Source organism: Micromonospora sp. WMMD1082 (genome assembly GCF_029626175.1).
GTDB lineage: Bacteria > Actinomycetota > Actinomycetes > Mycobacteriales > Micromonosporaceae > Micromonospora.
The window spans coordinates 3,811,808-3,837,131 of the sequence record NZ_JARUBM010000002.1 but is presented as its reverse complement, the minus strand read 5'-3'; the positions used below and the strand labels follow the sequence as shown (position 1 = coordinate 3,837,131).

Annotated in this window: 21 protein-coding genes and 1 pseudogene; 10 read left to right on the top strand and 12 right to left on the bottom strand. The window is 67.1% G+C overall.

Annotation, left to right across the window (positions count from 1 at the left end; all coding sequences use genetic code 11):
* Positions 1–185: 185 nt before the first annotated feature.
* The gene (locus O7615_RS17760; protein ID WP_278178796.1) at positions 186–1,610 is read right to left on the bottom strand and encodes a glucose/sorbosone family PQQ-dependent dehydrogenase; all 1,425 of its coding nucleotides are present in this window, start codon (positions 1,608–1,610) and stop codon (positions 186–188) included.
* 366 nt (positions 1,611–1,976) lie between these two features.
* On the opposite strand from O7615_RS17760, the gene O7615_RS17755 reads away from it, so the two are divergent.
* Positions 1,977–3,485 carry an FAD-binding protein gene (locus O7615_RS17755; protein ID WP_278178795.1) on the top strand — a complete coding sequence of 503 codons (1,509 nt, stop codon included), beginning with the start codon at positions 1,977–1,979 and terminating at the stop codon, positions 3,483–3,485.
* A 219-nt stretch (positions 3,486–3,704) separates the two neighbouring features.
* Here the strand turns inward: O7615_RS17755 and O7615_RS17750 are convergent, their stop codons facing one another.
* Entirely contained in the window at positions 3,705–4,061 is a 357-nt protein-coding gene (locus tag O7615_RS17750; protein ID WP_278178794.1) for a hypothetical protein, read from the bottom strand.
* 588 nt (positions 4,062–4,649) lie between these two features.
* Here O7615_RS17750 and O7615_RS17745 point away from each other — a divergent pair.
* Both O7615_RS17745 and O7615_RS17740 read left to right on the top strand, forming a co-directional pair.
* Complete coding sequence (locus O7615_RS17745; protein ID WP_278178793.1) at positions 4,650–5,927, top strand: S1 family peptidase; 1,278 nt, start codon at positions 4,650–4,652, stop codon at positions 5,925–5,927.
* Positions 5,928–6,050: 123 nt separating this feature from the next.
* A complete protein-coding gene (locus tag O7615_RS17740) occupies positions 6,051–6,416 on the top strand; it encodes a peptidase inhibitor family I36 protein (protein ID WP_278178792.1) in 366 nt (121 codons plus the stop codon).
* A 145-nt stretch (positions 6,417–6,561) separates the two neighbouring features.
* On the opposite strand, the gene O7615_RS17735 is transcribed toward O7615_RS17740, so the two are convergent.
* Positions 6,562–8,598 (bottom strand): glycogen debranching N-terminal domain-containing protein, encoded by a 2,037-nt coding sequence (locus tag O7615_RS17735; protein WP_278178791.1) that lies wholly within the window; start codon positions 8,596–8,598, stop codon positions 6,562–6,564.
* On the bottom strand, positions 8,595–8,969 hold the full coding sequence (locus tag O7615_RS17730; protein WP_278178790.1) for an SCP2 sterol-binding domain-containing protein: 375 nt from the start codon (positions 8,967–8,969) through the stop codon (positions 8,595–8,597). Before O7615_RS17730 ends, O7615_RS17735 begins: the two co-directional genes overlap by 4 nt.
* 625 nt (positions 8,970–9,594) lie before the next feature.
* Here O7615_RS17730 and O7615_RS17725 point away from each other — a divergent pair.
* Positions 9,595–11,634 (top strand): glycogen debranching N-terminal domain-containing protein, encoded by a 2,040-nt coding sequence (locus O7615_RS17725; RefSeq protein WP_278182131.1) that lies wholly within the window; start codon positions 9,595–9,597, stop codon positions 11,632–11,634.
* Between the two features lie 119 nt (positions 11,635–11,753).
* Here O7615_RS17725 and O7615_RS17720 read toward each other — a convergent pair whose 3' ends face one another.
* Positions 11,754–12,653, bottom strand: coding sequence for a pyridoxamine 5'-phosphate oxidase family protein (locus tag O7615_RS17720; protein ID WP_278178789.1), 900 nt, complete (start codon positions 12,651–12,653; stop codon positions 11,754–11,756).
* 218 nt (positions 12,654–12,871) lie between these two features.
* Between O7615_RS17720 and O7615_RS17715 the strand changes: the two genes are divergently transcribed.
* The gene (locus O7615_RS17715) at positions 12,872–13,624 is read left to right on the top strand and encodes a zf-HC2 domain-containing protein (protein WP_278182130.1); all 753 of its coding nucleotides are present in this window, start codon (positions 12,872–12,874) and stop codon (positions 13,622–13,624) included.
* A gap of 2 nt (positions 13,625–13,626) precedes the next feature.
* On the opposite strand, the gene O7615_RS17710 is transcribed toward O7615_RS17715, so the two are convergent.
* The 4 genes and pseudogenes from O7615_RS17710 to O7615_RS17695 form a co-directional block, all read right to left on the bottom strand.
* Positions 13,627–14,196 carry a sigma-70 family RNA polymerase sigma factor gene (locus O7615_RS17710; RefSeq protein WP_278178788.1) on the bottom strand — a complete coding sequence of 190 codons (570 nt, stop codon included), beginning with the start codon at positions 14,194–14,196 and terminating at the stop codon, positions 13,627–13,629.
* A 164-nt stretch (positions 14,197–14,360) separates the two neighbouring features.
* Positions 14,361–14,957: a hypothetical protein gene (locus O7615_RS17705; RefSeq protein WP_278178787.1), complete on the bottom strand. Its 597-nt coding sequence runs from the start codon at positions 14,955–14,957 to the stop codon at positions 14,361–14,363.
* Between the two features lie 213 nt (positions 14,958–15,170).
* Positions 15,171–15,653 (bottom strand): sigma-70 family RNA polymerase sigma factor, encoded by a 483-nt coding sequence (locus tag O7615_RS17700; protein WP_278178786.1) that lies wholly within the window; start codon positions 15,651–15,653, stop codon positions 15,171–15,173.
* Positions 15,654–16,052: 399 nt separating this feature from the next.
* Positions 16,053–16,879, bottom strand: a pseudogene (locus O7615_RS17695) (IS5 family transposase).
* Positions 16,880–17,163: 284 nt separating this feature from the next.
* On the opposite strand from O7615_RS17695, the gene O7615_RS17690 reads away from it, so the two are divergent.
* From O7615_RS17690 to O7615_RS17680, 3 genes are all read left to right on the top strand, one after another.
* On the top strand, positions 17,164–17,457 hold the full coding sequence (locus O7615_RS17690; RefSeq protein WP_278178785.1) for an acyl carrier protein: 294 nt from the start codon (positions 17,164–17,166) through the stop codon (positions 17,455–17,457).
* Positions 17,458–17,554: 97 nt separating this feature from the next.
* Positions 17,555–18,013, top strand: coding sequence for a hypothetical protein (locus O7615_RS17685; RefSeq protein ID WP_278178784.1), 459 nt, complete (start codon positions 17,555–17,557; stop codon positions 18,011–18,013).
* A 42-nt stretch (positions 18,014–18,055) separates the two neighbouring features.
* A complete protein-coding gene (locus tag O7615_RS17680; RefSeq protein ID WP_278178783.1) occupies positions 18,056–19,276 on the top strand; it encodes a M20 family metallopeptidase in 1,221 nt (406 codons plus the stop codon).
* Positions 19,277–19,404: 128 nt separating this feature from the next.
* On the opposite strand, the gene O7615_RS17675 is transcribed toward O7615_RS17680, so the two are convergent.
* Entirely contained in the window at positions 19,405–19,665 is a 261-nt protein-coding gene (locus O7615_RS17675) for a hypothetical protein (protein ID WP_278178782.1), read from the bottom strand.
* 35 nt (positions 19,666–19,700) lie between these two features.
* Here O7615_RS17675 and O7615_RS17670 point away from each other — a divergent pair, with 35 nt between their 5' ends.
* On the top strand, positions 19,701–20,090 hold the full coding sequence (locus O7615_RS17670) for a hypothetical protein (protein WP_278178781.1): 390 nt from the start codon (positions 19,701–19,703) through the stop codon (positions 20,088–20,090).
* Positions 20,091–20,585: 495 nt separating this feature from the next.
* Here O7615_RS17670 and O7615_RS17665 read toward each other — a convergent pair whose 3' ends face one another.
* Complete coding sequence (locus O7615_RS17665) at positions 20,586–23,504, bottom strand: BTAD domain-containing putative transcriptional regulator (RefSeq protein ID WP_278178780.1); 2,919 nt, start codon at positions 23,502–23,504, stop codon at positions 20,586–20,588.
* Positions 23,505–23,508: 4 nt separating this feature from the next.
* Entirely contained in the window at positions 23,509–24,438 is a 930-nt protein-coding gene (locus O7615_RS17660; RefSeq protein WP_347405090.1) for an alpha/beta fold hydrolase, read from the bottom strand.
* A gap of 718 nt (positions 24,439–25,156) precedes the next feature.
* On the opposite strand from O7615_RS17660, the gene O7615_RS17655 reads away from it, so the two are divergent.
* On the top strand, positions 25,157–25,321 hold the full coding sequence (locus O7615_RS17655) for a hypothetical protein (RefSeq protein ID WP_278178778.1): 165 nt from the start codon (positions 25,157–25,159) through the stop codon (positions 25,319–25,321).
* Positions 25,322–25,324 lie beyond the last annotated feature (3 nt).

Sequence of the window (25,324 nt, the reverse complement as noted above, 5' to 3'; positions counted from 1 at the left end):
GCGTCCGCCCGCGCCGTCCGTCCGACCGCACGGAGAGGTGGAAAAGGCTCAAAGCCGGCCCAGGCTCGGGAGCCACCGATGCACCTCAGAAGCCGCTGACGGGCCCGGGTACGGAGGGTCGCGGCAGCCTCTCGAACGGCAGGGGCGGGGCGTGGCCGGTGCCACCCCCGCCCCTGCCGTGACGGTCAGCCGCGGTAGCTGTATTCCAGCAGCGCACCGGGGTTGGCCAGCTGGCTGGTGGGTGCCCCCTGGGTGTCCCGCACCTGCCCGCTGCTGTCGGTGACGGCGTAGAAGACGGTACCGGTGGAGTTGAACGCCACATCGCGGTAGCGGTTCACGCTGCTCCAGAGCGGCATCGCCGCACCCGTGCGTCGCCCGTCGTCGGTCAGCGGCACCCGGTAGATGGTGCCGTCCTTCAGGGTCGTCATCAGCAGCGAGTTGTTCCAGCCGCGCACCCGCGAGCGTTCGAGGTACTTCAGGCTGGACGGCGCGATGCCGGGCCAGCAGATGTAGTACGCCGCGGCGCACTTCGGATCCTGCCAGTTGTGGCCGTTGTCGACCGTGTAGAAGGTCTGCAACGGCTCGACGAGGTTCGGAGCCGTGAAGCTCGTCTCGCGCTGCTTCGGCACCGAGGCGGGAGCCGGCGCGTACGGGTCCCACCCGAGGGACGCGCAGTTCCGGGCGGCGGACCAGTTCTCGTACTCGTAGGACTTGTCGTCACGGTAGCCCGAGACGTGGGGCCACCCGTAGTTGCCGCCCGCCCGGATCAGGTTGATCTCGTCGTCCGACTTCGGCCCGTGCTCGTTGGAGTAGAGCGTCGAACGGGCGCCGAAGGTGAGCCCCTGAGGGTTGCGGTGGCCGTACGAGTAGACGTGGCTGCGAACCCGGTCGATTACCGGGTTGTCGTTCGGCACCGAACCGTCCAGGTTCAGTCGCAGGATCTTGCCCTGGTAGGCGATCCAGTTCTTGCCACGGACCTCCTGCTCGGTCGGGGTCCGCTGGGCCAGGATCGGTTTGCAGTAGTTGGCGAACTGGTTGTTTCCGCTGTCACCGATGCTGTAGTAGAGCTTGGCGTCGGGCCCGAAGACGAGCCGTCCCGAGTTGTGGTCGTAGCTGCCGGGCAGACCGCTGATCAGCGTGACCGGGCTACTCAGCGTCTGGGACGGACGGTTATCGGTGTACCGGACCAGCTTGACCCGACGGTCCAGCTCGGCGCTGGCATCGGCGTCGTACGTGTAGGCGAGGTAGACGTACTGGCCACGTCCGCCCGACAACAGTTCCGGGTGCAACGCCATCCCGAGCAGCCCGTCCTGCGCACCGGCGGTGACGAGGACGTCGGGCACGGTCAGCGCGATGGTCCGTCCGCCGGTCTTGGGGTCGACCCGGACCACCCGTCCGGCGCCGCGCTCGGTCACCCAGAGCATGCGGTCGGGACCTTCGACGACCTCGAACGGGTTGTCCAGCCCGGTGGTGATCACCCTTGTCGTGAACTGCTCGGGTCCGGCCGGGGCGGTGTCGGCCTCGGCTGCGTGCGCGGTGCCACCGACGAAGATCGTGGCCAGCAGCGCCAGCACGGCGCCGGTGGCCATTCTGCGGGTAGCGGTTCTCATCCTGCTCCGTTCTGCACGGTGCCCGCCGATGCTGGCGGGCCTGTTTCGCCGTAGCTACGGCGGGACAGGCCCGAACCTAGGAGCCGCCGGACAACAAAAGATCAACATCTGCTCGGCGAGCAAGGTCGACAGCGCGCATACCGGGCATCCGCCCGGATGCGATGCAAGCTGCTGAGCAGGGCACGAGCGCTGTCACCGACCGGCCAGCGGATTGCCAGGCGATCGCGCCGCGCGGCTGCCGCTGTCGAACGGGTGTTGACAGCCCGTCAATCCGCCGGAGCTTGACTCGTTCGACCAGCCATGCCTCCGGTGCTCGCAGCAGCCTCTCCGCACCGGTGCGGCACCCAGCGAACCGAACGGAACCCGATGCAAGACAAGAACCCCATCCCGAACCTCGGCCGACGACGCTTCCTCGGTCTGAGCCTCGGCACCGCCATCGGTGCCGCGTCGCTGATGGCCGGCTGCGGGACGCCCGGTCCGACCGTGACCCCCAAGCCGACCCCCATGCCCATCGGGACCCTGCGAGAGCGGGTCAGGGGCAAGGTCCTGGCCCCGGACGAAGCCGGCTACGCCGACGAGGTCAAGGGCTACAACCTCACGCTCGAACGCCGTCCCCGACTGGTGGTCGCGGCGGCCGGCCCCGCCGACGTGCAGGCCGCCGTACAGTACGCGGCCACGAACGGGCTGGCGGTCGCGGTCCTGGCGACCGGCCACCAGAACTCGGTGCCCATCGACGACAACACGCTGCTGGTCACCACCAGAACGCTGCGCGGCGTCACGATCGACAAGTCGACCTCGACCGCGCGCGTGGAGGCCGGCGCGCTGTGGCAGGACGTCGTCGCCAAGTCCACGAAGGTCGGGCTCGCTCCGCTCAACGGCTCCACCCCGATCGTCGGAGTGGTCGGATACACGGTTGGCGGTGGCCTGAGCCCGACGCTCGGCCGCGCGCACGGGTACGCCGCCGACCACGTCACCAGCCTGGAGGTGGTGACGGCCGACGGCGAACTGCGCACCGTCAATGCCGGGTCGGAACCGGACCTGTTCTTCGCGATCCGTGGCGGCAAGAGCAACTTCGGCATCGTCACCGGGATGGAGTTCCGGCTCTTCCCGGTACGCACCCTCTACGCCGGTGTGCTGGTCTACCCCGGAGAGGCCGCCACGGCCGTGCTGGAGGCATACCGTTCCTGGACCGCCACCGTGCCGGACGCCATGTCGTCGTCGGTGGCCCTACTACGGCTGCCCGACGTGCCGGCCGTGCCGGAGCCGCTGCGGGGGCAGCTCGTCGCCCAGGTGCGTATCTCGTACGCCGGCAACGCCGCCGAGGGCGCCAAGCTCGTCGCTCCGCTGCGGTCGGCCCCCGGTCCGATGCTGGACACGGTCACAGAGATCCCCTACGAGCAGTTCGCCACCATCCACGCCGACCCGACCGATCCACTGCCGGCCTATGAGCGCACCGCGTCGCTGAGCGAGCTGACCAGCGATGCCATCCGCGAGATCGTCGCTCTGGCCGGCCCGAAGGCGCCGTACCCCCTGACCATGGTCGAGTTGCGGCACCTCGGCGGCGCGCTCGCCCGGCAACCGGAGGTGCCGAACGCGATCGCCACCCGGGACGCGGCGTTCACCCTCTTCACCGCCAGCATCGGAGCCCCGACGGATGCCGCGGCGATCAAGCAGGCCCAGACCGATCTGATCGAACGGCTCCGTCCCTGGAGCACCGGCGCGATGTTCGTCAACTTCATGACCACCGAGGAGACGACGCCGGATCAGGTCCGGGACGCCTACTCCGCGGGGCTGTACGACCGGCTGGCGTCGATCAAGCGCCGCCATGATCCGGAAAACCTGTTCCGGCTGAACCACAACATCCGCCCGGCCTGACCGGCCCGTGCCCGGCACCGCCCGTCGCGGCGGCGGGATGCCTCCCGCCGCCGCGACCAGGGCGCTCTCCCGAGGGCTGCGCGGCTGGTGTAGCGCCAGCGGTGGCGCGCGCCAGAATCCGGAAAAGCCGCTTGGAGTGTCCCCAAGCGGCTTTCCAACCCGATGTCCGCCATGAACTACGACGGCGACGTTACTCCGGAATGATTCCGAGCCGGCTGCTCAACAGCTGAACGCGGCGATCCGGCCCCCCGTGGTGGCGGCAAGCCAGCAGAGGCCCACGCCCGGACGGTAGTACTGCTGGGCGATAAGCTGATTCCCGGTGTAGAAGCTCACGTGGGTGTCCGCCGAGATGTCCCACGCGCTCCAGCACTGCCCGTTGCCGATCACCCTCGTGCTGACAGCGTTGCTGTTGCCCGGACGTTGGAACCTGCCGTGGACCCCGACACTGTCGTTGCCGGTGTAGTTGCACAACTTGACCTGGCCCGGTGATGCGGCACTCGCCGTCGTCGGCGCGGCGACGACGGACGCGCCAACCGCGGTCAACGACAGTACGGCGCCGACCACTGCTCGTCGCATCGCTCTGGATCGATTCACCATCCAGCCCTTCCGTGTGGGATGGCGCGTCACGACGTGGACGCGCCTGCCCCCCACACGTGTGATCGGCTATTCCGGTTCACGGCATTTCCACGTACCACGGGAACGCCCGCCGCGCCACATTCGGTATCACGGGCAGAGGCCCGGAGCCAGGCAGGGCAAGTCTGGCCCGGTCATCGTGCTCGCGTACACCGACGCCCCGAGCACCCCGGCCGCTATCGCCAACAGCACCGCCGCCCGGACAACGATGCGGATCACGCGGCGCGGAGACATTGGCATCCTGGTGGTCTTCAACACGACTGCCATCGGATGCCATCGGAGTCGGTGGGCTGTCAATCCGGCGTCGACGGCGTTCGGTTGAAAGGTTGTGGGGGTGGTTGTTGATCGGCGGTCCGGGCTCGCTGGCAGGGGCGGCGTGCCCCCGCCCGCGCCCTGCCTCCGCGCGGTTCGGTGTGCCGTGAACCTGCTGGTGGGTGGGGACGTGTGGGAGTTGTCCCGTTCCTACAGCACGATCGAGGAAAGATGCCCGAACCCAGGATGTTCCGTCCGGCGAGGTACGCCGTGGCGAGTGTGGCCGGGCTGCTCGCCCTGGCCATCACGACCGCTGGCTGCGCCGCGACGACCAGCCAGGAGTCGCCGGGTGGCGGCTCCTCGACTGCCCCCACCCCGACGGCCGGCGGGTTGCCCGAGCAGATCTTGGCAGCAGTGGCGAAGTCCATTGACGGCACCGAGGAACAGGCCCGTGAGCGGCTGGCCCGGCAGGCCGAGATGACCGAACTGCACACGACGATCGCCCCGTCCCTGAAAGACGACTGGAGCGCCGGCACCTGGCTCGACCGGGACACCGGCAACCTGGTGGTGGCCGTCACCAACGAACGCCGGGCCGCCGAGATCCGGGCCCGCAACGCCGAACCACGACTGGTCACCCGATCAGCACAGGACCTGCGTAACGTGCGAACGCAGGTAGAGCGCCTCCTGAAACAACACGCCGTCACCTGGGTCGGCACGTCCATCGACGTCACCAAGAACGTCGTCGTCCTCACCACCCAAAAGGCAGACCTACCCACACCGGTAGCCACCGCGCTACACCGCACCTTCGGCGACGCCATCGACATCCGCTACCAAGATGCCCGCGACACCGTCCTCTCCATCGCCAGCGGCGACCAGATGGCCTCCGACAACATGCTGTGTTCGGTTGGCTGGTGGGTCCGGGACGCACGATCCCCCGTCGTCAGAAACTACGTGATGACGGCGGGCCACTGCGTAGCCGACAGCCCAGTCGTCCCGTGGCGACACGCGGAGGGGGAGATCGGCCGGCTTGGGCGGTTCAGCTTCGACACCCCGATCGGCTCTGACTGGGCTCTCATCTCTGTGGATGACGATGCTGCGCGACGGTTGTCGCCCGCGGTGTCGGTCCGACAAGCCAAGCCCGCAGGCGAGGGAGACGATCGCGAACTGGTCACCAGCCTGTCCATCGCGGCCACGGCCCCCAAAACCGCGTTCCTGACCGGAACTATCGTCTGCAAGAACGGCCGCACGACGCAGGTCACCTGCGGCCGCGTCATCGCGAATGACTCCGACGTCAACGCCGACACCGGCGGCGGCCGCGCCGTCCGGCTCAGAGGGTTCACCCGAGTATCCCTCCTCGTCCAACCCGGCGACAGCGGCGGCCCTGTCTTCATCCTCGACCCACGCGGACGAAACCAGGTAACCGCCATCGGCGTGGTCAGCTCAGGCGGCGGAGACCAAAGCAACCCACTCGCCGCCACGATGGCCTTCCAGCCACTCGACAGGGCACTCGCCGAATCCGGCACGAGGCTGGTCATCGACCCCAACGTATCCCGCTAGGGCCCGGTGTCCACGTTCTCGGTCGCAAGCCCGTCATCGGTGCGTCGATCCATCGTTGACCCGGCGGCTTGACGCTTGCCGTGTCTGGCCGCAGAAGGTCAGCAGATTTGTAGGAGTATGATCATGAAACGTCCATTCAGGGCTGGAGCGCTGGCCGCGGCTCTGGTCGTCGCCGGGTTTGGCGTGGCCGGCCTGCCGGCACCCGCGTCAGCCAATCAGCAGGCGTGCAGTCTCCGGGCATGGGAACACGTGGACTTCACGGGACACTCGTGGTGCTACGGGATCCTCGGCGCCGGACTCGGTGACCTCCGTGACGCCAACGACCGGATCAGCTCCGTCAGGAACCGCTCTGGTCAGTCGTTCTGCCTGAACACGGGCAAGAACTTCTCGGGCGGCCACACGTTGCGCGTTCCCCCGAATACGTCCTACAGCCGAGTGGCCGACCACGGCCCCTTCAACGACAACTTCGAGTCGATCAGGTACTGCTGAGCGAGGCATCAGCCGCTCGTTTGGCGTTGCACCGGACGCGAGTGAGCACAGCCCTCGCGTCGATCATCGGCGGGTCGTACGGACCGTCGATGATCGACGCGGGGGCCGCGCACTACCATCCAGGTGGTGCCCACCTGACAATCTCTCAGTAGTGCCCCCGTCCGAAGGCGTCGGCGGTGCCCCAGCGGCCGGGAATGTCGAGCAACTCGATGCGTCCGAGCTTCTGCGGCACGGCGGGATCCACGAGCAGGTGGTCGCCGCGAGGCTCGATGCCGAGCATGGTGCGGAGCAGGAGCAGCGGAGCCCCGGTGGACCATGCCTGAGGGCTACACGCCGTCGGGTACTCGACCGGGTAGTGGGTCAGCTTTCTCGGGTAACCGCCGAATGCTTCCGGTAGGCGACCCTGGAAGAACTCAGCAGCGTCCAGGATAGCCTCCGCTATCCGCGCCGCCTCCGCTTTGAATCCGTAACGCCGCAACCCCCAGGCGATGAAGGAATTGTCGAATGGCCAGACAGTTCCGACGTGATAGCCAACGGGATTGTAGCGTCCCTGTCCCTCAGCGAGCGTTCGTACGCCCCAACCCGAGAAAAGCCGTGGGCCAAGTAGATGCTCGACTATGGAAGCCGCCTTCGACTCATCGACGATACCGCTCCAAAGCAGGTGGCCGATGTTGGAAGAAAGCGCATCGACCTGGTTGCCGTCCGGATCCAGTGCGAGGGCGAAGTAGCCGCCGTCATCGACCCAGAAGTCACTGTTGAAGCGCTCCTTAAGTTCGGCAGATTCCCGTTCGAGGCGGTCAGCGAGGTCGGGATCGTTCCAGAACTCACGCGCTAGGCGCGCCCCTCGCCGCTTCGCATCGTACGCGTATCCTTGCACCTCGCACGTGGCGCGCGGCAGTCCCGGCAGCCTGCCGTCTCGGTACGATATGGAGTCTGGGGAATCTTTCCAGCACTGATTTTCCAGCCCGTTGGGCTTGCTGCGGCACTGGTACCACAGGTAGCCGTTGCCGCGCAGGTCGCCGTACTCGTCAATCCATTCAAGGGCGGCTCGCGCGAAGCCTTCACACTGACGCACCATCGCGGCGTCACCACTCCATCGCTCGTACTCGTCGAGCAGGACTACGTACAACGGAGTAGCGTCGACAGTACCGTAGTAGGGCGTGTGAGGCTGATCGGCGAATGCGGCAGATTCTCCGAATCGGAACTCGTGGGGTATCTTGCCGGGCTCTTCGTCACGGAAGTCGTCAAGTCTGCTCCCTTGAAGAACCCCGAGTTGTTGCAACGTGGTCCAGGCGAACTCGGGGGTGAAGGGAAGAACCTGGAGGCTGGTGAGGATCGCGTCGCGGCCGAAGACCGTCATGAACCAGGGTAGACCCGCCGCCGGCATCGCCCGTTGCCCCGCCGAGATGATCGGCGTGTAGCGCAAGGCCGCCAAGTCGTCCAGGCAACGGTGGTATGTAACCTTCAAGGCCTCGTCTTCGGTCTCCAGGCGTGGCATGGATGAGACCCATCGTTGATGGTCTTCCTGTGCGTCTGGCCCAGAATGGCCGCATTTTCCTTGCAGGCTTCCCCGAATGTTTTGCTCGTTCTTTCCCAGCGGCTCGACATGGAGTCTGGTAGTCCATGTGCCGTAAGGATCGATCCGCACGATGAACTTGAATCCGCTTTCGCCTACCTCCGCTGCCGTTGACGTCGTGATTAGCGTCTCGCGGAGGAATGCCTCTCGCTCATAACCGATCTTGAGCCGACCTCGGCCAACCTCGACGAAACACCGTCCTGACTTCCGTGGCTGGATGTTCTTGATTTCGAAGATGTCTGCAAAGTCACTATCTACTTCGAGGTGCATGGTGAGTTCGACGGGCTCGCTGCCATGGTTAAGAACTGTTAGCTCCTCCGCCATGCTGTGACCAATAAGTCGATCCCTGATAATCGATATTTTCGCCTCGATGCAGCTGGAGAATCTAGCGGGAACCAGAAAGAATCTGGCCCTTGAGTGCTGCAGGGTATCCACAGATAGCGGCTCGAGTGGCTGACGCTCGGCGGTAAGACGCCATTTCGACAGGAAACGGGTATCAAACGCGAACATCCCCGTTGGGAAAGTGTCCGACGCTTCCATGTCTCCATTCATTGAACTGACGGCGAAGGTGTTGCTGTCCAAGATGCTAACCGTTTCTTCCCTCATGGAACCTCCCCGCCTGAGCGACCGGACGGTCTCGGGTCACGCGCGTCGGAGGGCCCCGGAAAGACCTTCGCGATAGATGCCAGTAGCTGCAACTCTCCTTCAACAACAAGATCGTTTTTCAACCAGGCGCTGTACGCGTTGGCACTGCCGGCCACTATGCGGTCAAACAGATCCTGGTCGGCACGGATCACACAGTCCGCCCTTCCCGCGCCGCGAGACACCTCGACATCCCCACGTCGGATGTCGAGGAACCAGCTCTCTGACTGCCGGCCACCATCAAGATCGAAACGCACGGTGCCGCTCACCCCCTCCAGGAGCGGCTCGTGGCTGCTGCCGAGAGTTCTGAAGAAGGCGATCGTCTGCTCTCCCACACGGCAGAGAATGGCTGGGGCCGGGTGAGCGGCATGACTCGATGCGCGTGAACTACCCGTACGTGTGACGATGGGTCGCGACTCGACGTCTCTCGCCACGACACGGTTATGGTCAAACGAGCGCATCCGGGAGGATGTTCGGCGCGAGAACGGCCCGCGACCGGCCGGACTGCGCGGCGTGGTGGTATAGGCGCGACCGGTGCGGAGTGTGTTGATGTCGGATGCCACGGCTGAGTTTTTCGAGGGGCTTGCCCAGCAGCGATACGTTCCCGTGTTGAGCCATCTCAGCGGAAGCATACGGTTCGACATAACACAGGACGGTCGGGTCGACCACTGGCTTCTCGAGATCGAGCATGGCAACCTGACTGTCACCCGGGAAGTGCGTGAGGCTGACGCAATTCTAGAGGTGGATAAGACGCTGTTTGACTGCATGGTCAGAGGGGAGACAAAATCTCCGCCGGCGTGGTTGCGGAACGAGATACTTCTTCAGACACGCGACCCGGGATTTGTCGCTATCTCGTTTCTGTATCCGGGGAGCCCAGAGGCGCGCGATCCCCGCGATCTTCCCCGTTCTCCGGCGCCCGGGCCGCCGGAGCCAGGCCCGAGGGCCGACGAAGCGACCAGCCTGCCCCGGCGGAGCATCAGCATCTTCGACGGCAACGTTTTCATGGTTACCGACAACAGCGGCGACATCGATCAGTCTCCGACCGCCCTGACAGGATTCTTCGCCCACGACACGCGTTTCCTGTCGACCTGGAACCTGAGTATCAACGGCGAGCCGCTGCAGGCGCTGTCCATAGACGACCGCCTCAATTTTGAGACCCGCTACTTCCTGGTTCCGGGCGAGCCGACGCACTATGTCGATGCCAAGGTGTCGGTGATCCGGCAACAAACGGTGGGAGCTAGCCTAACCGAGCACTTGACCGTAATCAACCATTGCCCAACATCGATTGATCTTCGGCTCCGTCTAGAGGTCGGTGCTGACTTCGCTGACGTGACCCAACTCGGGCGGGACGTCACGCGGCAGGGCAACCACTACGCGCGGGTCGAGGGCGAGCGGCTGTTGTTGGGCTACCGACGTGAGAGCTTCCGCCGGGAAAGCCTGATCACATCCAGTCAGCCAGCACACGTCGACGAGCACGGGATGACCTTTGAGATCCGTGTCGAGCCACAGCAGGAGTGGTCCACACGCCTCCATGTGGCTACGCCGAGTTTGACCACCTTCGGCATGTTGAGCGGGCAGCGCAGAATGGACGAATCGATCACCCCGTCGCGGAGTCGACAGGAGATTGTGCAGGAGCTGGACGACTGGTTGAACCAGGCCCCGCATTTGGAGTGCGACTACGAGCCGCTGACGACAGCCTACAAGCGCAGCCTGGTCGACCTCGCCGCCCTCCGGTACCGGCCGGTGATCAGTCCAGAACTATACCTGCCATGTGCCGGGCTCCCCCGGTACATGACCGTCATCCAACGCGACTTCCTTCTGAGCGGTCTGCAGGTGCTGCCGTTCAAACCGGAACTGGCCGCCACCGCGCTGATCGGCTCAGCGGTGGGGCAGGGAAATGTGCTGGACGACTTCCAGGAAGAAGAACCCGGCAAGCTGGGGAGCGAAACCCGGTACGGCGAAGCAGCCGCGTTTGAGGAGCTACCACAGATACTCTACTTCGGTGCCGCCGACGTCACGCCGCTGTGGCTGGTGTTGCTCGACGAGTACGAGCGCTGGACCGGTGATCAGACTCTCGTGCGCCAGTTCGAGTGGACAGCGCGGCGCTGTCTGGACTGGATCGACACCTACGCCGACGCGCTCGGCAACGGCTACGTCTGGTACCAGCGACGCAGCCCCGCCGGCTTGGCCAACCAGGGCTGGAAGACGTCCTGGGACGCTATCTGCTTCCAGGATGGCAGGCTGCCAGACCTGCCCCGCGCCACCTGCGAGATCCAAGGCTACGTCTACGACGCCAAGATCCGCGTTGCTCGCCTGGCCCGACAAGTCTGGAGCGATCCCGACCTCGCCGACCGCCTCGAGCGGGAAGCCGCCCAGCTCAAACAACGCTTCAACCGTGACTTCTGGATCGATGACAAGCAGTACTACGCCCTTGCCCTCGACCCCGACGGCAACCAGGTGGACGCCCTCGCCTCCAACATGGGACACCTCCTCTGGTGCGGTATCGTCCCACCCGAACGAGCTCCCCAACTCGCCGAGCACCTGCTCGGCCCAAAGCTCTTCTCCGGCTGGGGGATCCGTACCCTTGCCACCGACGCCGCTCGATACAATCCCATCGGCTACCACACAGGCACCATCTGGCCCTTCGACAATGCCTTCATCGCCTGGGGTCTACGCCGCTACGGTCTCGCCGACCACGCAGGCCGCGTCACCCAAGCCATCCTTGACGCCGCCCCCTACTTCCGCAGCCGTCTCCCGGAGGCCTTCGCTGGCCACGACCGCCATCTCACCGAACGCCCCAACATCTATCCCAATGCCTGCAGTCCCCATTCAGTTTCGGCTGGAGCGATCCCCCTCCTGCTGCGCACCATGCTCAGCCTGAACCCCGACGGCGACAACCTACTCTTCGACGCCGCCCTACCGTCACGGATACACAACATCAAACTTCTCGACATCCCCGGCCGCTGGGGCCGCACCGACGCCTTCGGACGCAGCAGATGACGACCAGGCTCGGCCGAACGGTGCGCCTGTCAGCGGCAACAGCACACTCCGGAGACGCGCCCTGACGCCGGGCCACGCATGCCGGCCGCCGGCCTGATAGCCAGAACTGGCCGCGACCTTTACGGGAGCAGCGCCCGATAGTCGGCCCAGGGGATACTCGGACGAGCAAGCCCACGGCGCGTGAGATATTGATCTGCCGTAGCTCGGCAGCGCCGCGCTGATCGGATCCTTCCCAACAAGCTGTCGTCTCCAACGGGTTCGATGATCCGCCTGGGAAGCAGTGACCATCCACTCGCGGCGGAGCCCTCAAGAATCCCAGCAACGCTCGCGTTGTGCATGTCGGCGAGGTGTTCATCGTGCCGATGCACCAGCAAGCTCGCCGGACCGCTCGTCATATCTGCGTCGTGCGGCAAGTGGATCTGATAACGGCCGTCCAAGGCATCGACGGTGACCCGACGAAGAATAGGGTTGCCGTTCTTGTCACGGGCCCCGAGAACCGCGCTCGGATACCGCGCCACAGTTTTACTGCCGGGCACTCCGTCGGCTGGCTGACTCGCTGCCGACGCGGGCAGCACATTGGATTCGACCAGCCGCGGCGTGATCCTGATCAGCAGCCGCATGAAGTACCAGTCCATGAGATTGCGGGTCAGCGGCTGCAAGAACTTATGGGACGACGGTTGGCGCTCAAAAATCCTTCGCCAGAACCGACCCAGGTCCCCTTCGGGGACGACATTGATAACATCAGGGCAAGTAGCCTCTCCGCCAATCATAACCTGTGGCGGGTTTGCAAGTCCCGTGCCGGTTGGATTTGAGAAGAGCAGGGCGACACGTCCGTCGCGACGAACGTTGAATGCCTTCTGCGGGAAGGCTACGGAGGTCGTGATAAGGAAGGTGCCGTCGCCGCACGGCAGTGGGGTTGTCGGCCAAGCTATTGGCGTGCCATCACGGGACAAAGTCGCGAACTCGCAGGTGAGATAGCGATCAAGGGTGTCGAGCAACGCGGGTTCGATAACTGGCATAACGTCTACTATAGTCCTCGGTGCTTTTCGACGTCAGGACTCCCCCAACATCCCAAAGCCACATTCGTGAATCTCGGGCTACGGACCGTGACGGTCATGTCGAGCCTTGACCCTACTGCCCCTGCGAGGCTCCCAGCGGCCGGGATCGCACCCAGGGTCGTCCGGCGCATAAGGTGAATGGCGGGAACCGGGTGGCGTTATCGGCCGACTACCGGGGCATGGGGTGTGAGCAGTTCCGGGAGTCCCTTTCGGCGGGCCTCGACGGTGAGGACCGCCCGGCCGAACGCGCCGCCACCGACATCCACCTGACCGGTTGTCCCGACTGTCGCCGCTGGTACGAGGCGGCGGCGATGGTCACCAGGCTGGCCCGCATCGGCCCTGCGCCGGCAGGCGTCCGGGTCGACGACGCGGTTCTCGACGCGGCGCCGGGTCCGGCCTCGGCCCGCCTTTCTGCCGCGCTTCGCACAGTGCTCGGCATCCTCGGCGTCGCCCAGTTCCTCCTTGGTGCCGCCCAGATCGGCGGCACCGCTGCCGCCGAACACCTGCATGCTGCGGGAGCTGGCGCCGGGGGCCACCTCTGGCACGAATCCGCCGCCTGGAATATCGCGCTCGGGGCCGGCTTCGCATGGATCGCCCTACGTCGTACCCGCCCATCCGGCACTGTGCCCATGCTCACCGCGTTCGTCGGCGTACTGAGCCTGCTCACCGCCAACGATCTGATCGCCGGCAGGGTCGACCTCGCCCGCGTCCTGAGCCACGGCATCATCGCCGCCGGATACGTAGCCATCCTGATCATGACGCGGATCGGCAGCGGTCCCGTGGCACCACCCGCCGATCTGCAGGACTCCCGGCGGTGGCGGGCCACCCTCGATTCCGAGCCGGCACCGGCGCCACACCTGCGGTTGATCCCCGGGCCGGCCCGACCATCCGGCACCGTACAAGCCTCTGTCGGCGTACGCCGGGCGGCCTGACGTCAGCTGGAACGGAGCCTGTGGGCCGGCTCGGTCATCGCGGCGACCAGATCTTCCCGGGCCCGGGCGACCCGGGACCGGATCGTGCCCACCGGGCAGTCACACACTCGCGCAGCCTCCTCGTATGACAGCCCGAGCACCTGGGTGGCCACGAACGCCTCCCGCCGCTGCGCCGGCAGACCATCCAGCAGGCGACGCAGCACCACACTTTCCTCGAAGCGAGGAGCCTCACCGGACCGGCACATTTCGACGGCCCGCTGCCAGTCGCCGCCTGTGACCAGCCGAGGCCGGGCCGCCGCGGCGCGGACCTGGTCGACCGCGACCCGGCGGGCGATCGTGAACAGCCAGGTGGTGGCCGACGACCGGCCGGCGAACGTTGACAGGCTCCGCAGCGCCCGCAGGTAGGTCTCCTGAGTCAGATCGTCCGCCTCGGCAGGACTGGACAGGTGGGCCAAGAACCGCCACACGTCCCTCTGGGTCGCGGTCACGAACGCCGCGGCTGCTGCGCGGTCGCCTCGACCCGCAGCCAGCGCCAACTCGGTGACCGTCGCGTCGCCGTTGGGGCCGGTCATCGTGTGCCGGCCTCACTCGCGCACGCGCTCGGGTGCCGGGGCACCCGACCGGTCAGAATCGCCACTTGTTTCCTCGCTCTCGCGGCCAAAGACCCCACTCCAGCGAACTCTAGACATCAGAGTCGGTCAATCTATGGCCAGCTGATGAGACATTCGCCGGACAGTCATCCGGGCCCTCGGTACCGGCCCGGGTACGCACCGGCGCAGGCCCAGATTTGCGCCGGCATTACGTCGCCGGTGTGGAAGTCGGGCACGTCGGCACACATGTCAGCCGGCAGGCTCACCAGGTCGTGGGCCGGACCTAGGGTGAACTGCTGCCGGGCCGACCCGTAGCGGGCGGTGGCGCGCAGCCGGGCGGCGGGCGTGGTCGACCCGCCGCCTCGCGCGCTGCTGCACACGAGGCGGCGGGGACAGCTACATAATTGGAAGGAGTAGGCTCGGAACGACTGGTACTTGCCGGCGGTGAAGGTGCGGAACGTGCCGAGATTCTGCTGGAGCCCGGTGCAGTTGGGGCCGGTGAAGGCGCTGACCTGCTCGACGATGCGCTCTCCGGTGAGCGAGGCTGTGGTGGGCGGCATCGTCAGGCAGGTGCCGTCCGGCTCGGGGACGTAGAGAAGGATCTTGGCGAAGGTGCCCTCGAAGATGCTCAGCCCCGATGTTGGGACGTCGACAGCGGCCTGTGCGGGCTGAGCCTGTAGACCGACCAGCGCCGCGACGCCGGCCGTGGTCAGGCCCGCGACGATACGAACTCTCTTGCCCATGCTGAACCTCCTGGGCCGATTCCGTCAGGCGCGCCACCCACAGCCTTTCTCGGGTTCTTTGCCACGACAACCGAGGGATTGGTGACTATCTCGACAGAAAATGTCGGTCGATAGATTGAACGCCGGCCGTCTCATCCGTAGCTTCGTCCGCTGCGCTGACGACTCCGTCATCTCCTCGCGCGGGCGCGTTGGCCGGCGCCCGCGGTGTCAGGCTCAGCCGGTCAGCAGGGCGTTTCGGAGTTGACGCATGGCGTAGTGGGCCCGTGACTTGACGGTCCCGACCGGGACGCCGAGCCGGGCCGAAGCCTCGTCCAAGGTGCAGCCCTCGACGTAGAGTTCATGGAGGACCGAGCGGTGGGCGGTGCTGAGTTCCTTGACGGCATCATGCAGCGTGAGCATCGCGATGACCGTCTCGGCGGATTCCCATCCGGACGCGGCGGGCTCGATGCCGAGGAGATTGACCTCCACGGGTCGCGACTGCCGCTTGCGGTGCGCGTCGATGACCAGCCGGCGGGCCACGGTGAACAGCCAGCGCCGCTGCGACTCGGGCTCGAGCGGCACGGCGTCGAGGTTCCGCCAAGCGCGGAGCATGGTCTCCTGCGCCAGATCCTCGGCGGTGTGCGAGGCGGTGGTGGGGACCAGGCTCCGCAGGAAGTAGAGCAATGCCCCGCCGTTGTTGTGGTGGATCTTCCGCATTTGGGCGTCGGTAACGCTTGTTGCGGTGGTCATAGAATTCATCCCCGTAGCAATCCGGTAGCTTCGGAAAAAGTGTAAAGAGGCACCTGTGTAATATTACTTAAATGTTAGTTACGCCGATGTGGAGTCGATTCCGTAACAATTACGCATGGGCAATCGTGGTGCGACCGACTGAATCCCGAAGACAGCGAATCGTGTGAGGCCGACGCATCGCAGATCGGCCGGCCGTTCGGCGGCGGCCAGCCAGTGTCCGGTGGCGAGAAGCTCGGTCAGCGCCCCCGCCGATGTACGCGGTATCGGCCCGCCCCAGGGCATGGCCTCGATGGCGACATTGAGCACGCCAGTGCCGCGTCACCAAGCAGCAGCGAACCCGAGACCGGGCCGTGCTTAGAGCGTGTCTCAGGTGGTGAGTTTGAGGTAGCGCTTGTGGTAGGTGAGGGCGGCGGCGAGGGTGACGAACGCGCAGTAGAGGCTGGCTGAGCGTTCGTAGCGGATGGTCAGCCGGCGGTAGCCGGTGAACCAGGCGAACGTCTTTTAGATCACTCAGCGGTGCCGACCGGGACGGTGGGGCGATTCGATGCCGCGACGGGCGATGCGGGGTCGGATGCCGCGAGCACGAAGCATGCGGCGCAGCTGGGGGTAGTCGTAGCCCTTGTCGGCGTGCAGCTTGTCGGGGCGCCGGCGGCGGGGTCCGCATCGGGAGCGGATGGCGGGGACGGCCTGGACCAGGGACTCCAGGCAGCGGCTGTCGTGGGTGTTCGCGGCGGACACGCCGACGGACAGAGGCAACCCATTGCGGCCGGACAGGGCGTGGATCTTGCTGCCGGGCTTGCCTCGGTCGACCGGGCTCGGTCCGGTCAGGTCACCCCCCTTTTCGCCCGCACGTACGCGGCGTCGGCGGTGGCACGGGACCAGTCGATCAACCCCTTCGCGCCGAGCTGGGCCAGGGCGGCGACGTGCAGCCTGCGCCACAGCCCGGCGCGGGTCCAGGCGACGAAGCGGCGGTGCGGGGTGGCCTTGGAGACTCCGAACCCGGATGGCAGGTGCCGCCAGGCGCAGCCAGTGGTCAACATGTACACGATCGCGGCGAACACCGCCCGCGCCTCGATCGGTAGCGTGCCCCCGCCCTGCGGACGTCGAGGCGGTGGCGGAACCAACGGGCTGGCCAGGCTCCACAACTCGTCAGGCACCCACTGTGAAATCAACCGGTCGTCCACAGTAGACATCGATCGCACGACCGACGGTGTGACCTCGTGCTGCGCCCGAATATTCGAGTGCGTGAGCCTGACGGAGAAGGCGCCAGCGTGCCGCGATTCACGCGTTGCTCAGCTGGCGAAGCTGGTCAAGCCCGCCGCATGACCTTGTCCGGCAGCCACAACGCCGGGAAGGGGTCCATCGGCCGCTCCGGCGGTCAGGATCACAATTTTGAACTCCGCGATCGTTCCTGCGTCTGAGCAGACGGTGACCTTGCGGTCGAAAGCCGGGAAAGCGGCTGTCCTGTGCAGGAGGAATGCGAATGACCATCACTGAAGAGGTGCAGCAGCAGATCGCCGCCGTGTGCGAGGTCGGTCTGGAGGAAATTGACCTGGCTGCGAGGCTGTCCGATCTGCCGCATATGGATTCGTTGCGGTTCGTCGAGCTGGTCGCCTGGGCTCGGGATCGCTGGCAGATCGACCTGAGATGGAACACCCTGCTCGACGTACAGACCGGCCACGCCTTCGTTGACCTGATCGAGGCGGCACGCGGCCGGGACCTGCCCGAACAACGCCCACACCCGAGCCCGGACCTTCGGCCGGGTTTGTAGCAGGCCAGGCCGGCGATTGAGACTCGATACCGGCTTGGGCCAAGTGCTTGCGGAGCCAGGAGCGCCGGAAGTCGTTGGCGGTCTGCCAGGTGGACGAGTGATTTGGAGGAACTTGTACCTGCTCGTGGCCGGCGCCTCGGCGGTCCTGGGCATGCTGTTGCAACCGGTGCTGGCACGGGCGGACTGGCTCATCACCGTGCTGGACGCGGTTGTCATGGGACTGTTCGGCGCGATCGCGGCCTCGAAGGCGTTGTCTCTCGGCGTCGGTGAGGCCGGCGCGCTGGTCGTCGGGGTCATCGGTGGCGGCATGATCCTGAGCCTGCCGATCTCGTTCCTGCAGGTCGGCACCCTCTACGCCGTCGCAGCCGGAACCGGTGCCGGGTCGCTCATTCTGCTCACCGCGCTCGGCACCCCGACCCCGATCGCGGGTCTGGTCTGTGTGGCCGTGACCACATCCGTCCGACTGGCCGCCGTCCGCTTCGGTTGGACCTTGCCGAGCAACGTGCGGTACGTCCCCGACGTCGAAGATCCCTCAGCCCGTGAAGACGCCCGCTGAGTGACCGCCCCACCAGAGAACCGACCAGGAGGCCAACCCGCTGTGGAACCCCACGATCATGTCACCGTCCTGCGCGAGACCGCGCACCGGCTCCAACCGGAGCTGGTCCGGCTGCGCCGGGATCTACACGCGTACCCGGAGATGAGCCTCGACCTGCCGCGTACCCAGGCGGCCGTCATCGAGTCGATTGACGGTCTGGGGCTGGAGGTGTCACGCGGTGCCGGGCTGACCTCGGTGACAGCGGTGCTGCGTGGCGGACGACCCGGCCCGGCGGTACTGCTGCGCGCGGACATGGACGCGCTGCCGCAGACCGAGGCGACCGGCCTGGACTACGCCAGCCGCACGCCCGGGGCGATGCACGCGTGCGGGCACGACCTGCACACCGCCGCCCTGGTCGGCGCGGCCCACACTCTCGCCGAGCACCGCGGCCTGCTGGCCGGCGACGTCGTCTTCATGTTCCAGCCCGGCGAGGAGGGGTGGGACGGCGCCGCCCGGATGATCGACGAGGGTGTGCTCGACGCCGCCGGTTCCCGGGTGCGGGCGGCCTACGGCCTGCACGTGCGCTCCTACGGGACGGCCCGGGGCGTCTTCCGCAGCCGGCCGGGGGCGCTCATGGGTGGCGTCGACGCGTTCACCGTGACGGTGCACGGCACTGGCGGCCACGCGTCGATGCCACATCTGGCCGACGACCCGATCCCGGTGACGGCGCAGATCATCACGTCCATCCCCCCGATGCTCACCCGCCGGTTCGAAGCGCTCGACCCGGTCGTCGTCACCGTCACGTCCGTGCGGGCCGGTAGCGGGGCGAACACCATTCCCGAACGCGCCGAGCTGACCGGCACGATCCGCACGTTCTCGGAGGCGAGCCGCCCTCGGGTCAGGGCCGAATTCACCAGTTTGTGCGAGTCGGCAGCTCTGGCGTCCGGGACGACAGCCGAGGTCACCTACACGGATGGTTACCCGGTGACCGTCAACGACCCGGACGAGTACGAGTTCGCTGCGGCAGTGGTGCGGGACGTGCTGGGCCCGGACCGGTTCGAGCCGATGGCCACGCCGATCGCCGCCGCGGAGGACTTCTCCCGGGTGCTCAACCAGGTGCCGGGCTGCTACCTGCACCTGGGGGCGAGCGCTGCCGGCGACCCGGCGACCGCCGCGACCAACCACAGCCCGTACGCCGTCTTCGACGATTCGGTCCTCGCCGACGCGTCGTTCGTCCTCGCCGAACTCGCCAGGCGTGCACTCGACCGCCTGGCGGCGTCCTGACCGGCGACGCTGCTACGGATGCTGTTACGGATGGGAGAGGCCCAACTGCACCCGGTGGCCCGGTCGCCGATTGTTGCGTGCGTCCCGCCGGCTCGTCAGGGTGGCGTCGCGCCCGCTGGCGGGCCGGCTCAGGCGTTGATCAACGCGTTGCGCGGGGGCTGCGTGGCGTAGTGCGCGCGGGACTTGACGGGGGCGGGCGCGGGGGCAGCGCCTACGCTCGGCTCATGATCGGACGTCGTCGTGAGCGTGCCGCCGTCCAACGACTCCTGGACCGCGCCGTCGCTGGTGTGGGCGGTTGCCTGATCGTGGTGGGACCTGCCGGGTCGGGGAAGACCACGCTCGGCGACGCGGCGGCGGACCTCGCCCGGCAGCGTGGCCTGCCGGTGCACCGTACGGCGATGGCAGACCCGCCGGGCCCCAGTTGGTGCTCCTGGACGACCTCGACCAGACCGCGCCGACCGTGGACCTCGACTGGTTGGTACGCGACGGCGCGGCGGTCGTGGCCACCACGGCCGAGGCGAGACAATCCGGCCAGCACCCCTATCTCACCCCGCTGACCGAGGCCGAACTGGCCGCCCTCCTGCCGGACACGCCGAGCGGCGCGGTGCACGCGATCTGGCTGCTCACCGCCGGGTGGCCCGGTCCGGCTCTCGACCTCGCGGCGAGTATCCCGTCCGGGGCCGAGGAGAACGCCGTCGTCGAGGCAGCCCTCACCTCGCCCTCGCGAGGTCAGTTCCTCGCCCTCGATATGGGGCTGATCCGCCTGCTGGAGATGGTCGTCGGGCGGCTCGTGCAGGGCATCGGTACTCTGTGATTGATCTTCGCGGCGGTTCATGAGGTGGTCAGGACACGTCCAGATCAACGTCATCCGGGACACCGACACCGCCCGGTGATGTGTCAACCGGCGGCCCGGCCGTCCACCCAACGCCACCGCGACCGCTTGCAGGTCACCGGCCGCCAGGAGCGGGTGACGGGCATAGCGATGCGTGAGCCCGGGTACCTGCTTGACATACATCCGCCGCCGGCATCCGCTGTCGACGCAGCTGAATCGGCGAACCGTCACGCCAGCAGCACCTCGTGGCCGCGCAGCCCGGCGTTGGCCAGTCGCCGCACAACGCCATGCACACTGCTCGACCAGGTCCCACAGGCCACGCACGAGGTCCCCGATTCACAAAATGTGTGCCAGAGCCAGCCAGCAGATCTGATCATCTTGGTCGAGATCCACCGGCCCATCCCTCTATACCAGGCTGCGGCAAGACGCCAGGGAAGGCCCGTGTCCCTTACTCGACCTCGACGTAGGGGACGAGTTTCAGCGGCGACCGCCGGGCACCCGTACGGCTCTTGCTGTCTCCAGACCTCGCAGGCGTTCCTTGATCGCGGACACCTGGGGCACCCGCAGGTGGCTCAGCAGCTCGAGTGCCTGCTGCCAGGCTGCACGGGCTCCGTCCGGGTCACCGAGGGCCAGCGAGGCGTCGCCCTGTGGCAGCAGGCACTCGACCGAGTTCATCCGCCACCCGGTCTGCTGGTAGATGTCGGCCGCCCGTCTCCAGGACGCCAGCGAGGCAGTCAGGTCTCCCTTGGCCTGGAAGCACTTGGCCAGCGTCTCGTAGCAGAGGCCCTGGCCGTTGAGGTCACCCATCGCTCTGGCGATCGGCAGCGCTCGGTTGGCAAGGTCCATTCCGACGTTCGGCCGGCCGAGGCAGGAATGCGCGTCGGCCAGACAGCACAGGACGATGACCTGGTCGGACAGGTCGCCCAGCGCCTCGAAGATGCGCAGGGCGCGCTCGTAGTGTGCGACGGCATCGAGATGACTCTCCTGCGCGACGCTCACCTGGCCGCGGTTGCGGTACACCAGGGCCTGTTCCCAGCGAAGCCCGAGCCCGACGAACAGGTCCAGTGACTGACGGAGGAGACGCGCGGCCTCGTCATGGTTGCCCAGCACGTGCTCGGCGCCGGCCAAGCTGCGGGAGAGGTGGGCCTGGCCGAGGTCGTCCCCGGCGGAAGTGGCCGCGAGCAGACAGGCGCGCGCCATCGCCGCCCAGTCGTGCCACCAGCCCTCGCCCTGGTGGAAACGCTGAAGGCTGATCGCCAGGCGCCAGGCCGTAGCGACCCGGCCGTCATCGAGCTGTCGCTGCACCACGGCGCTGAGGACGTGCCGGTCCGCGTTGAGCCAGGCGACCGCCTCAGTTGCGTCGTTCAGGCGGGTGACGACCACACCCTGTAGCGTCTCCGGCGGGTCCAGCACCATTGTGGGTGTCAGCAGCAGATCTGCTTCGTACACGGTCTGCCGGTAGTGGTGGCCGAGCCGTTCGGCCGCACGCTGTCGGGCCTGGTCGTCCTCGTGTAGGTGAACCAACTCCTGAGCGTACGCCCGAATGAGGTCGTGGCTGGTGAACCGGCCCAAGGTGTGCTCCGCGAGCAGGCCGGTCCGGACCAGCTCGCCGGCCAGCAGACGCGCCTCGCCCAACGGTACGCCGGCGAGGCTGGCCATCGCCGCGACCGTGATGTCCTGGCCCGGATGAAGCGACAGCAACCGGAACAGGCGAGCCGCGCGGGCACCGAGCATCCGGTACGACCAGGAGAAGATCGCCCGGATGTCGTTGGCCATGTCGTCGACGGAGAACGCGTCCAGGCTGCCCTGCGCCTCCCGCAGTTCCCGGGCGATGTCGGCCAGCTGGTGATCGGGGTGGGCCAGGGCACGGGCGGCGACCATCGCCAGCGCCAGCGGGAGCCGCCCGCACCGCTCTATGATTTCGTCGATCGCTTCCGGGGCGGCGGAGGTCCGGTCCGCTCCGATACGGAGGATCAGGCAGTTACGCGCGTCCTCGGGTGGCAGCACGTCAAGGGTCATGAGGTGGGCGCCGTGCGCGGTGGCCAAGCCGGTGAGACGCTTGCGGCTGGTGACCAGCACGAGGCAGCCGGTTGCGCCCGGCAACAGCGGACGGACCTGCTCGACGCTGTGCGCGTTGTCGAGCACGACGAGGATACGGCGGCCGGCCAGGACGCTGCGGTACAGGCCACTGCGGGCGTGATGGCTCGCCGGGATGTCGGTGTCCGGAACACCGAGCGCGTTGAGGAAGCCTTGGAGGGCCTCCGCGGGGTGCAGCACCGACTGGTCGGGGTCGAAGCCCTGCAGGTCGACGTAGAGCTGCCCGTCCGGATAGCTGTCGGCCAGTTGGTGGGCCAGGTGGATGGCCAGGGCGGTCTTGCCGATGCCGGGAATGCCGTCGATGGCGAGCACCGGCATCGATGCCTGGGTCATTACGTGGCTGTTGACCAGGCCGAGCGTTTGGCGCTGGGCGTCGTCGCGGCCGGTGAACCAGGGCAGGTCTGCCGGCAGTTGGGCGGGCAGCACCGCGGTGAGGCCCGAGGCTCGGCCGATTAGTGTCCGGCCTGGTTGCGCAGTCGGCGGCGGCTCGGCCTTCCCGGATGACTCCGGTCCGGCCACGCTCTGCCGCAGAATGCGGTGGTACGCCGCACTGAGTTCGTCACCCGGCATCACTCCCAGCTCATCGGCAAGCCGGCGGCGGATGTTCTGGTACAGTGCGATCGCTTCGGCTTGTTGGCCGTCGGCGGACAGCGCCAGCAGGAACTGGGCTTGCAACGCCTCGTCCAGCGGGCGGTGTTCGGCCAAGCGCCACAACACCGGAAGGACCGATCGGACCCGGTCCAGGCGCAACGCCAGACAAGTGGCCTGCCGGGCCAGGTCCGCGCACTCGTGGTCCACCACACTGAACGCGAGGCGGTCGTACGAGGCCAGCTCGGACGCACCGCCAGTCGGTCCACGCCACATGCTGAGTGCGTCCTCATATGTCGACATCGCCTCGGTGAGCCGCCCGGCGAGCTCGTCCGCTCGCGCCTGCCCGGTCAGCTGACGCAGCTTCAGCAGGTCGAGACTGTCCGTGTCGACGCGCATGCGATAACCCGCCGCGTCGCCCAGCAGCCAACGGCCGGCCGATCGGGTCGGCAGACCGGGTTCGAAGAGGCGCCGCAACGCGCCGATGTAGCGGTGTACGACGTTGACGGCGCTTGCGGGCGGCCGCTGGTCCCAGAGCGCCTCGACGATGTCGCCGATACCGACCGGTTGTCCGGCGTTGGCCAGAAGCAGTGCCAGGATCAGGCGCTGCTGCCGGGCACCGATGTCCAGTTCCACGCCGTGCCGCCAGACTTGCACCGGCCCGAGCACGGCGAAACAGAACGGTCTCCCGTCGCCGCTGGTCGTTGGCACAGGACTATCCCCCTATGTGCAACAGGAATCTGGTAGACCGAACGTGGGACCAACCCAGAGCGATCAAGAGGTCGAATCCCTCCGACTCAGAGCGACCGATCGTGCCACCTTTAGCGTACACACCGCAGGGAGACGAGCCGCTTTCGTGAAGTGGCTCACGGCCGATACGAGGCACGGTCACCGTCGGCATCCTTGACTCTCCCTCCGGGGGAGAGTCAATCGTTAGCCCATGAGAACCTGGTTCGTCCTTTCGATTCGGTTTCGCTGCCCGGGCTACCGGCTCCGGCGGTGGCGGCGGCGGCGCGGAGGATGAGGTCTGCCACCGCTTGGGGCTGAGAGGCCGGAAGCGCGTGTGAGGCGCCGGCGACTTCGATCGCCTTTCGCGCGTCGGCTCGCTCGGCCATGAAGCGGAACGTCTCGAGCGGGATGGCGGGGTCCAGCTCCGGCGAGATGAACCAGGACGGGATGGTCTTCCAGGCCGGCTCGCCGGTGCCTCGTTGAGTGCCGAGGTGTTGAACGCCCGCTGGGTGGCGGCGTCGAGTGCGACCTGCTCGGCCGGCAGGTCCGCGGCGAAGTGCTCGTGGTAGCTCTCCGCGTCGACGTAAACGTCGGCGGTGCCGTCGCTGAGCGGCATCTCGTACAGGTGCTCGCCCAGCGTGGCGCCAGGGAACTTGCCGAGCAGGTCGGGCGTGTTCTCGCCCTTCTCCGGTGCCAGGGCAGCCACGTAGACGAGGGCCTTCACGTTGTCGTTGCCGACCGCGGCGTTCGAGGCCACCATGCCGCCGTACGAATGCCCGACCAGCACAATCGGGCCGTCGATCGAGGCCAACAGATCGGACACCGCGGCGGCGTCCCCGGACAGGCTGCGCAGCGGTTGCCGGCCGCGATGGTCCGGTGCCCGGCGGCCCGCAGCCGGCTGACGACGCCGTGCCAACTGGCCGACTCGGCGAAGGCGCCGTGAATCAAAACAATGGTGGGCTTCAGGGGTTGCTCCTCGTTAGGTCCGGTGGGTTGCTGGGATCAAGACTCGGCTCACGGGCCGCCCACCGAATCGATCATTCGCCTGTCGTCCGCGAATGATCGACACGGTGGTCACGCGCATTCCCGACCGGGCCGGCCGGCGCATGTCCCCGGCGGGTGACGACGATCTCGCGACCGCGAACGCTCCGCGCGGCTGAATCGAGTCATTCGACGGATTCGCCACGCTGTCGAAGTGGCGGACGGGCGTACGGCGATCGGTGTCCCAGCTCGCGGGGCGTGTCTCCTGGACCTCGTCGAGCCGAGTCGCCGCCCGGTCCGTCGCACGTGACACGAGACGTGCGTCGTCACGGCCGCAGCTTGCCCTCATGTCCTTGGGAGGGGTCCCGGATCTGGATCACCGGCCTACCGCATAGACATCGGCGTAGTTGTGTGAGGAGCTTGATCGGACTCTGGGTGTTGTACTTGCCGCCAGGTTGGGTCAGCCCCAGTCGGGGTTCAACGTCGATAGCGCCCGCGGCATGTTCCTCTGCGAACGGTTTTGAACATGTTAGTTCGGCTCCTGTGAGTCGACCCTCACCTCGGTTACGAATAATCCAGACGACACCACGTCAGGTGGCGTCATCGCGATTATCGGCCTGGCCCGGATCCCCCGTGGCCGCAGCGGAGGTCTCATGAATCTCATCACCGCCCGACGCACCGCCTCGCGCGCTGTTCCTTCTTCCGCTGTGCGCCGCCGGCCTCTCGGCGCTGACCTGCGGGCGTTCGCCGCGCTGGACGCCGGCGTCGCCAGCACGCCGCCGACGGGGGCAGTTGCGGTGCGTTCAACCGCACCGTGACGG

Bases quoted from the DNA above. Each gene is read 5' to 3' on its own strand.
- O7615_RS17735 (WP_278178791.1), bottom strand. From the start codon at position 8,598: ATGAGGGAAGAAACGGTTAGCATCTTGGACAGCAACACCTTCGCCGTC.
- O7615_RS17655 (WP_278178778.1), top strand. From the start codon at position 25,157: ATGAATCTCATCACCGCCCGACGCACCGCCTCGCGCGCTGTTCCTTCT.
- O7615_RS17710 (WP_278178788.1), bottom strand. From the start codon at position 14,196: ATGACCGGCCCCAACGGCGACGCGACGGTCACCGAGTTGGCGCTGGCT.
- O7615_RS17715 (WP_278182130.1), top strand. From the start codon at position 12,872: ATGGGGTGTGAGCAGTTCCGGGAGTCCCTTTCGGCGGGCCTCGACGGT.
- O7615_RS17760 (WP_278178796.1), bottom strand. From the start codon at position 1,610: ATGAGAACCGCTACCCGCAGAATGGCCACCGGCGCCGTGCTGGCGCTG.
- O7615_RS17755 (WP_278178795.1), top strand. From the start codon at position 1,977: ATGCAAGACAAGAACCCCATCCCGAACCTCGGCCGACGACGCTTCCTC.
- O7615_RS17750 (WP_278178794.1), bottom strand. From the start codon at position 4,061: ATGCGACGAGCAGTGGTCGGCGCCGTACTGTCGTTGACCGCGGTTGGC.
- O7615_RS17720 (WP_278178789.1), bottom strand. From the start codon at position 12,653: ATGCCAGTTATCGAACCCGCGTTGCTCGACACCCTTGATCGCTATCTC.
- O7615_RS17705 (WP_278178787.1), bottom strand. From the start codon at position 14,957: ATGGGCAAGAGAGTTCGTATCGTCGCGGGCCTGACCACGGCCGGCGTC.
- O7615_RS17740 (WP_278178792.1), top strand. From the start codon at position 6,051: ATGAAACGTCCATTCAGGGCTGGAGCGCTGGCCGCGGCTCTGGTCGTC.
- O7615_RS17700 (WP_278178786.1), bottom strand. From the start codon at position 15,653: ATGCGGAAGATCCACCACAACAACGGCGGGGCATTGCTCTACTTCCTG.
- O7615_RS17690 (WP_278178785.1), top strand. From the start codon at position 17,164: ATGCGAATGACCATCACTGAAGAGGTGCAGCAGCAGATCGCCGCCGTG.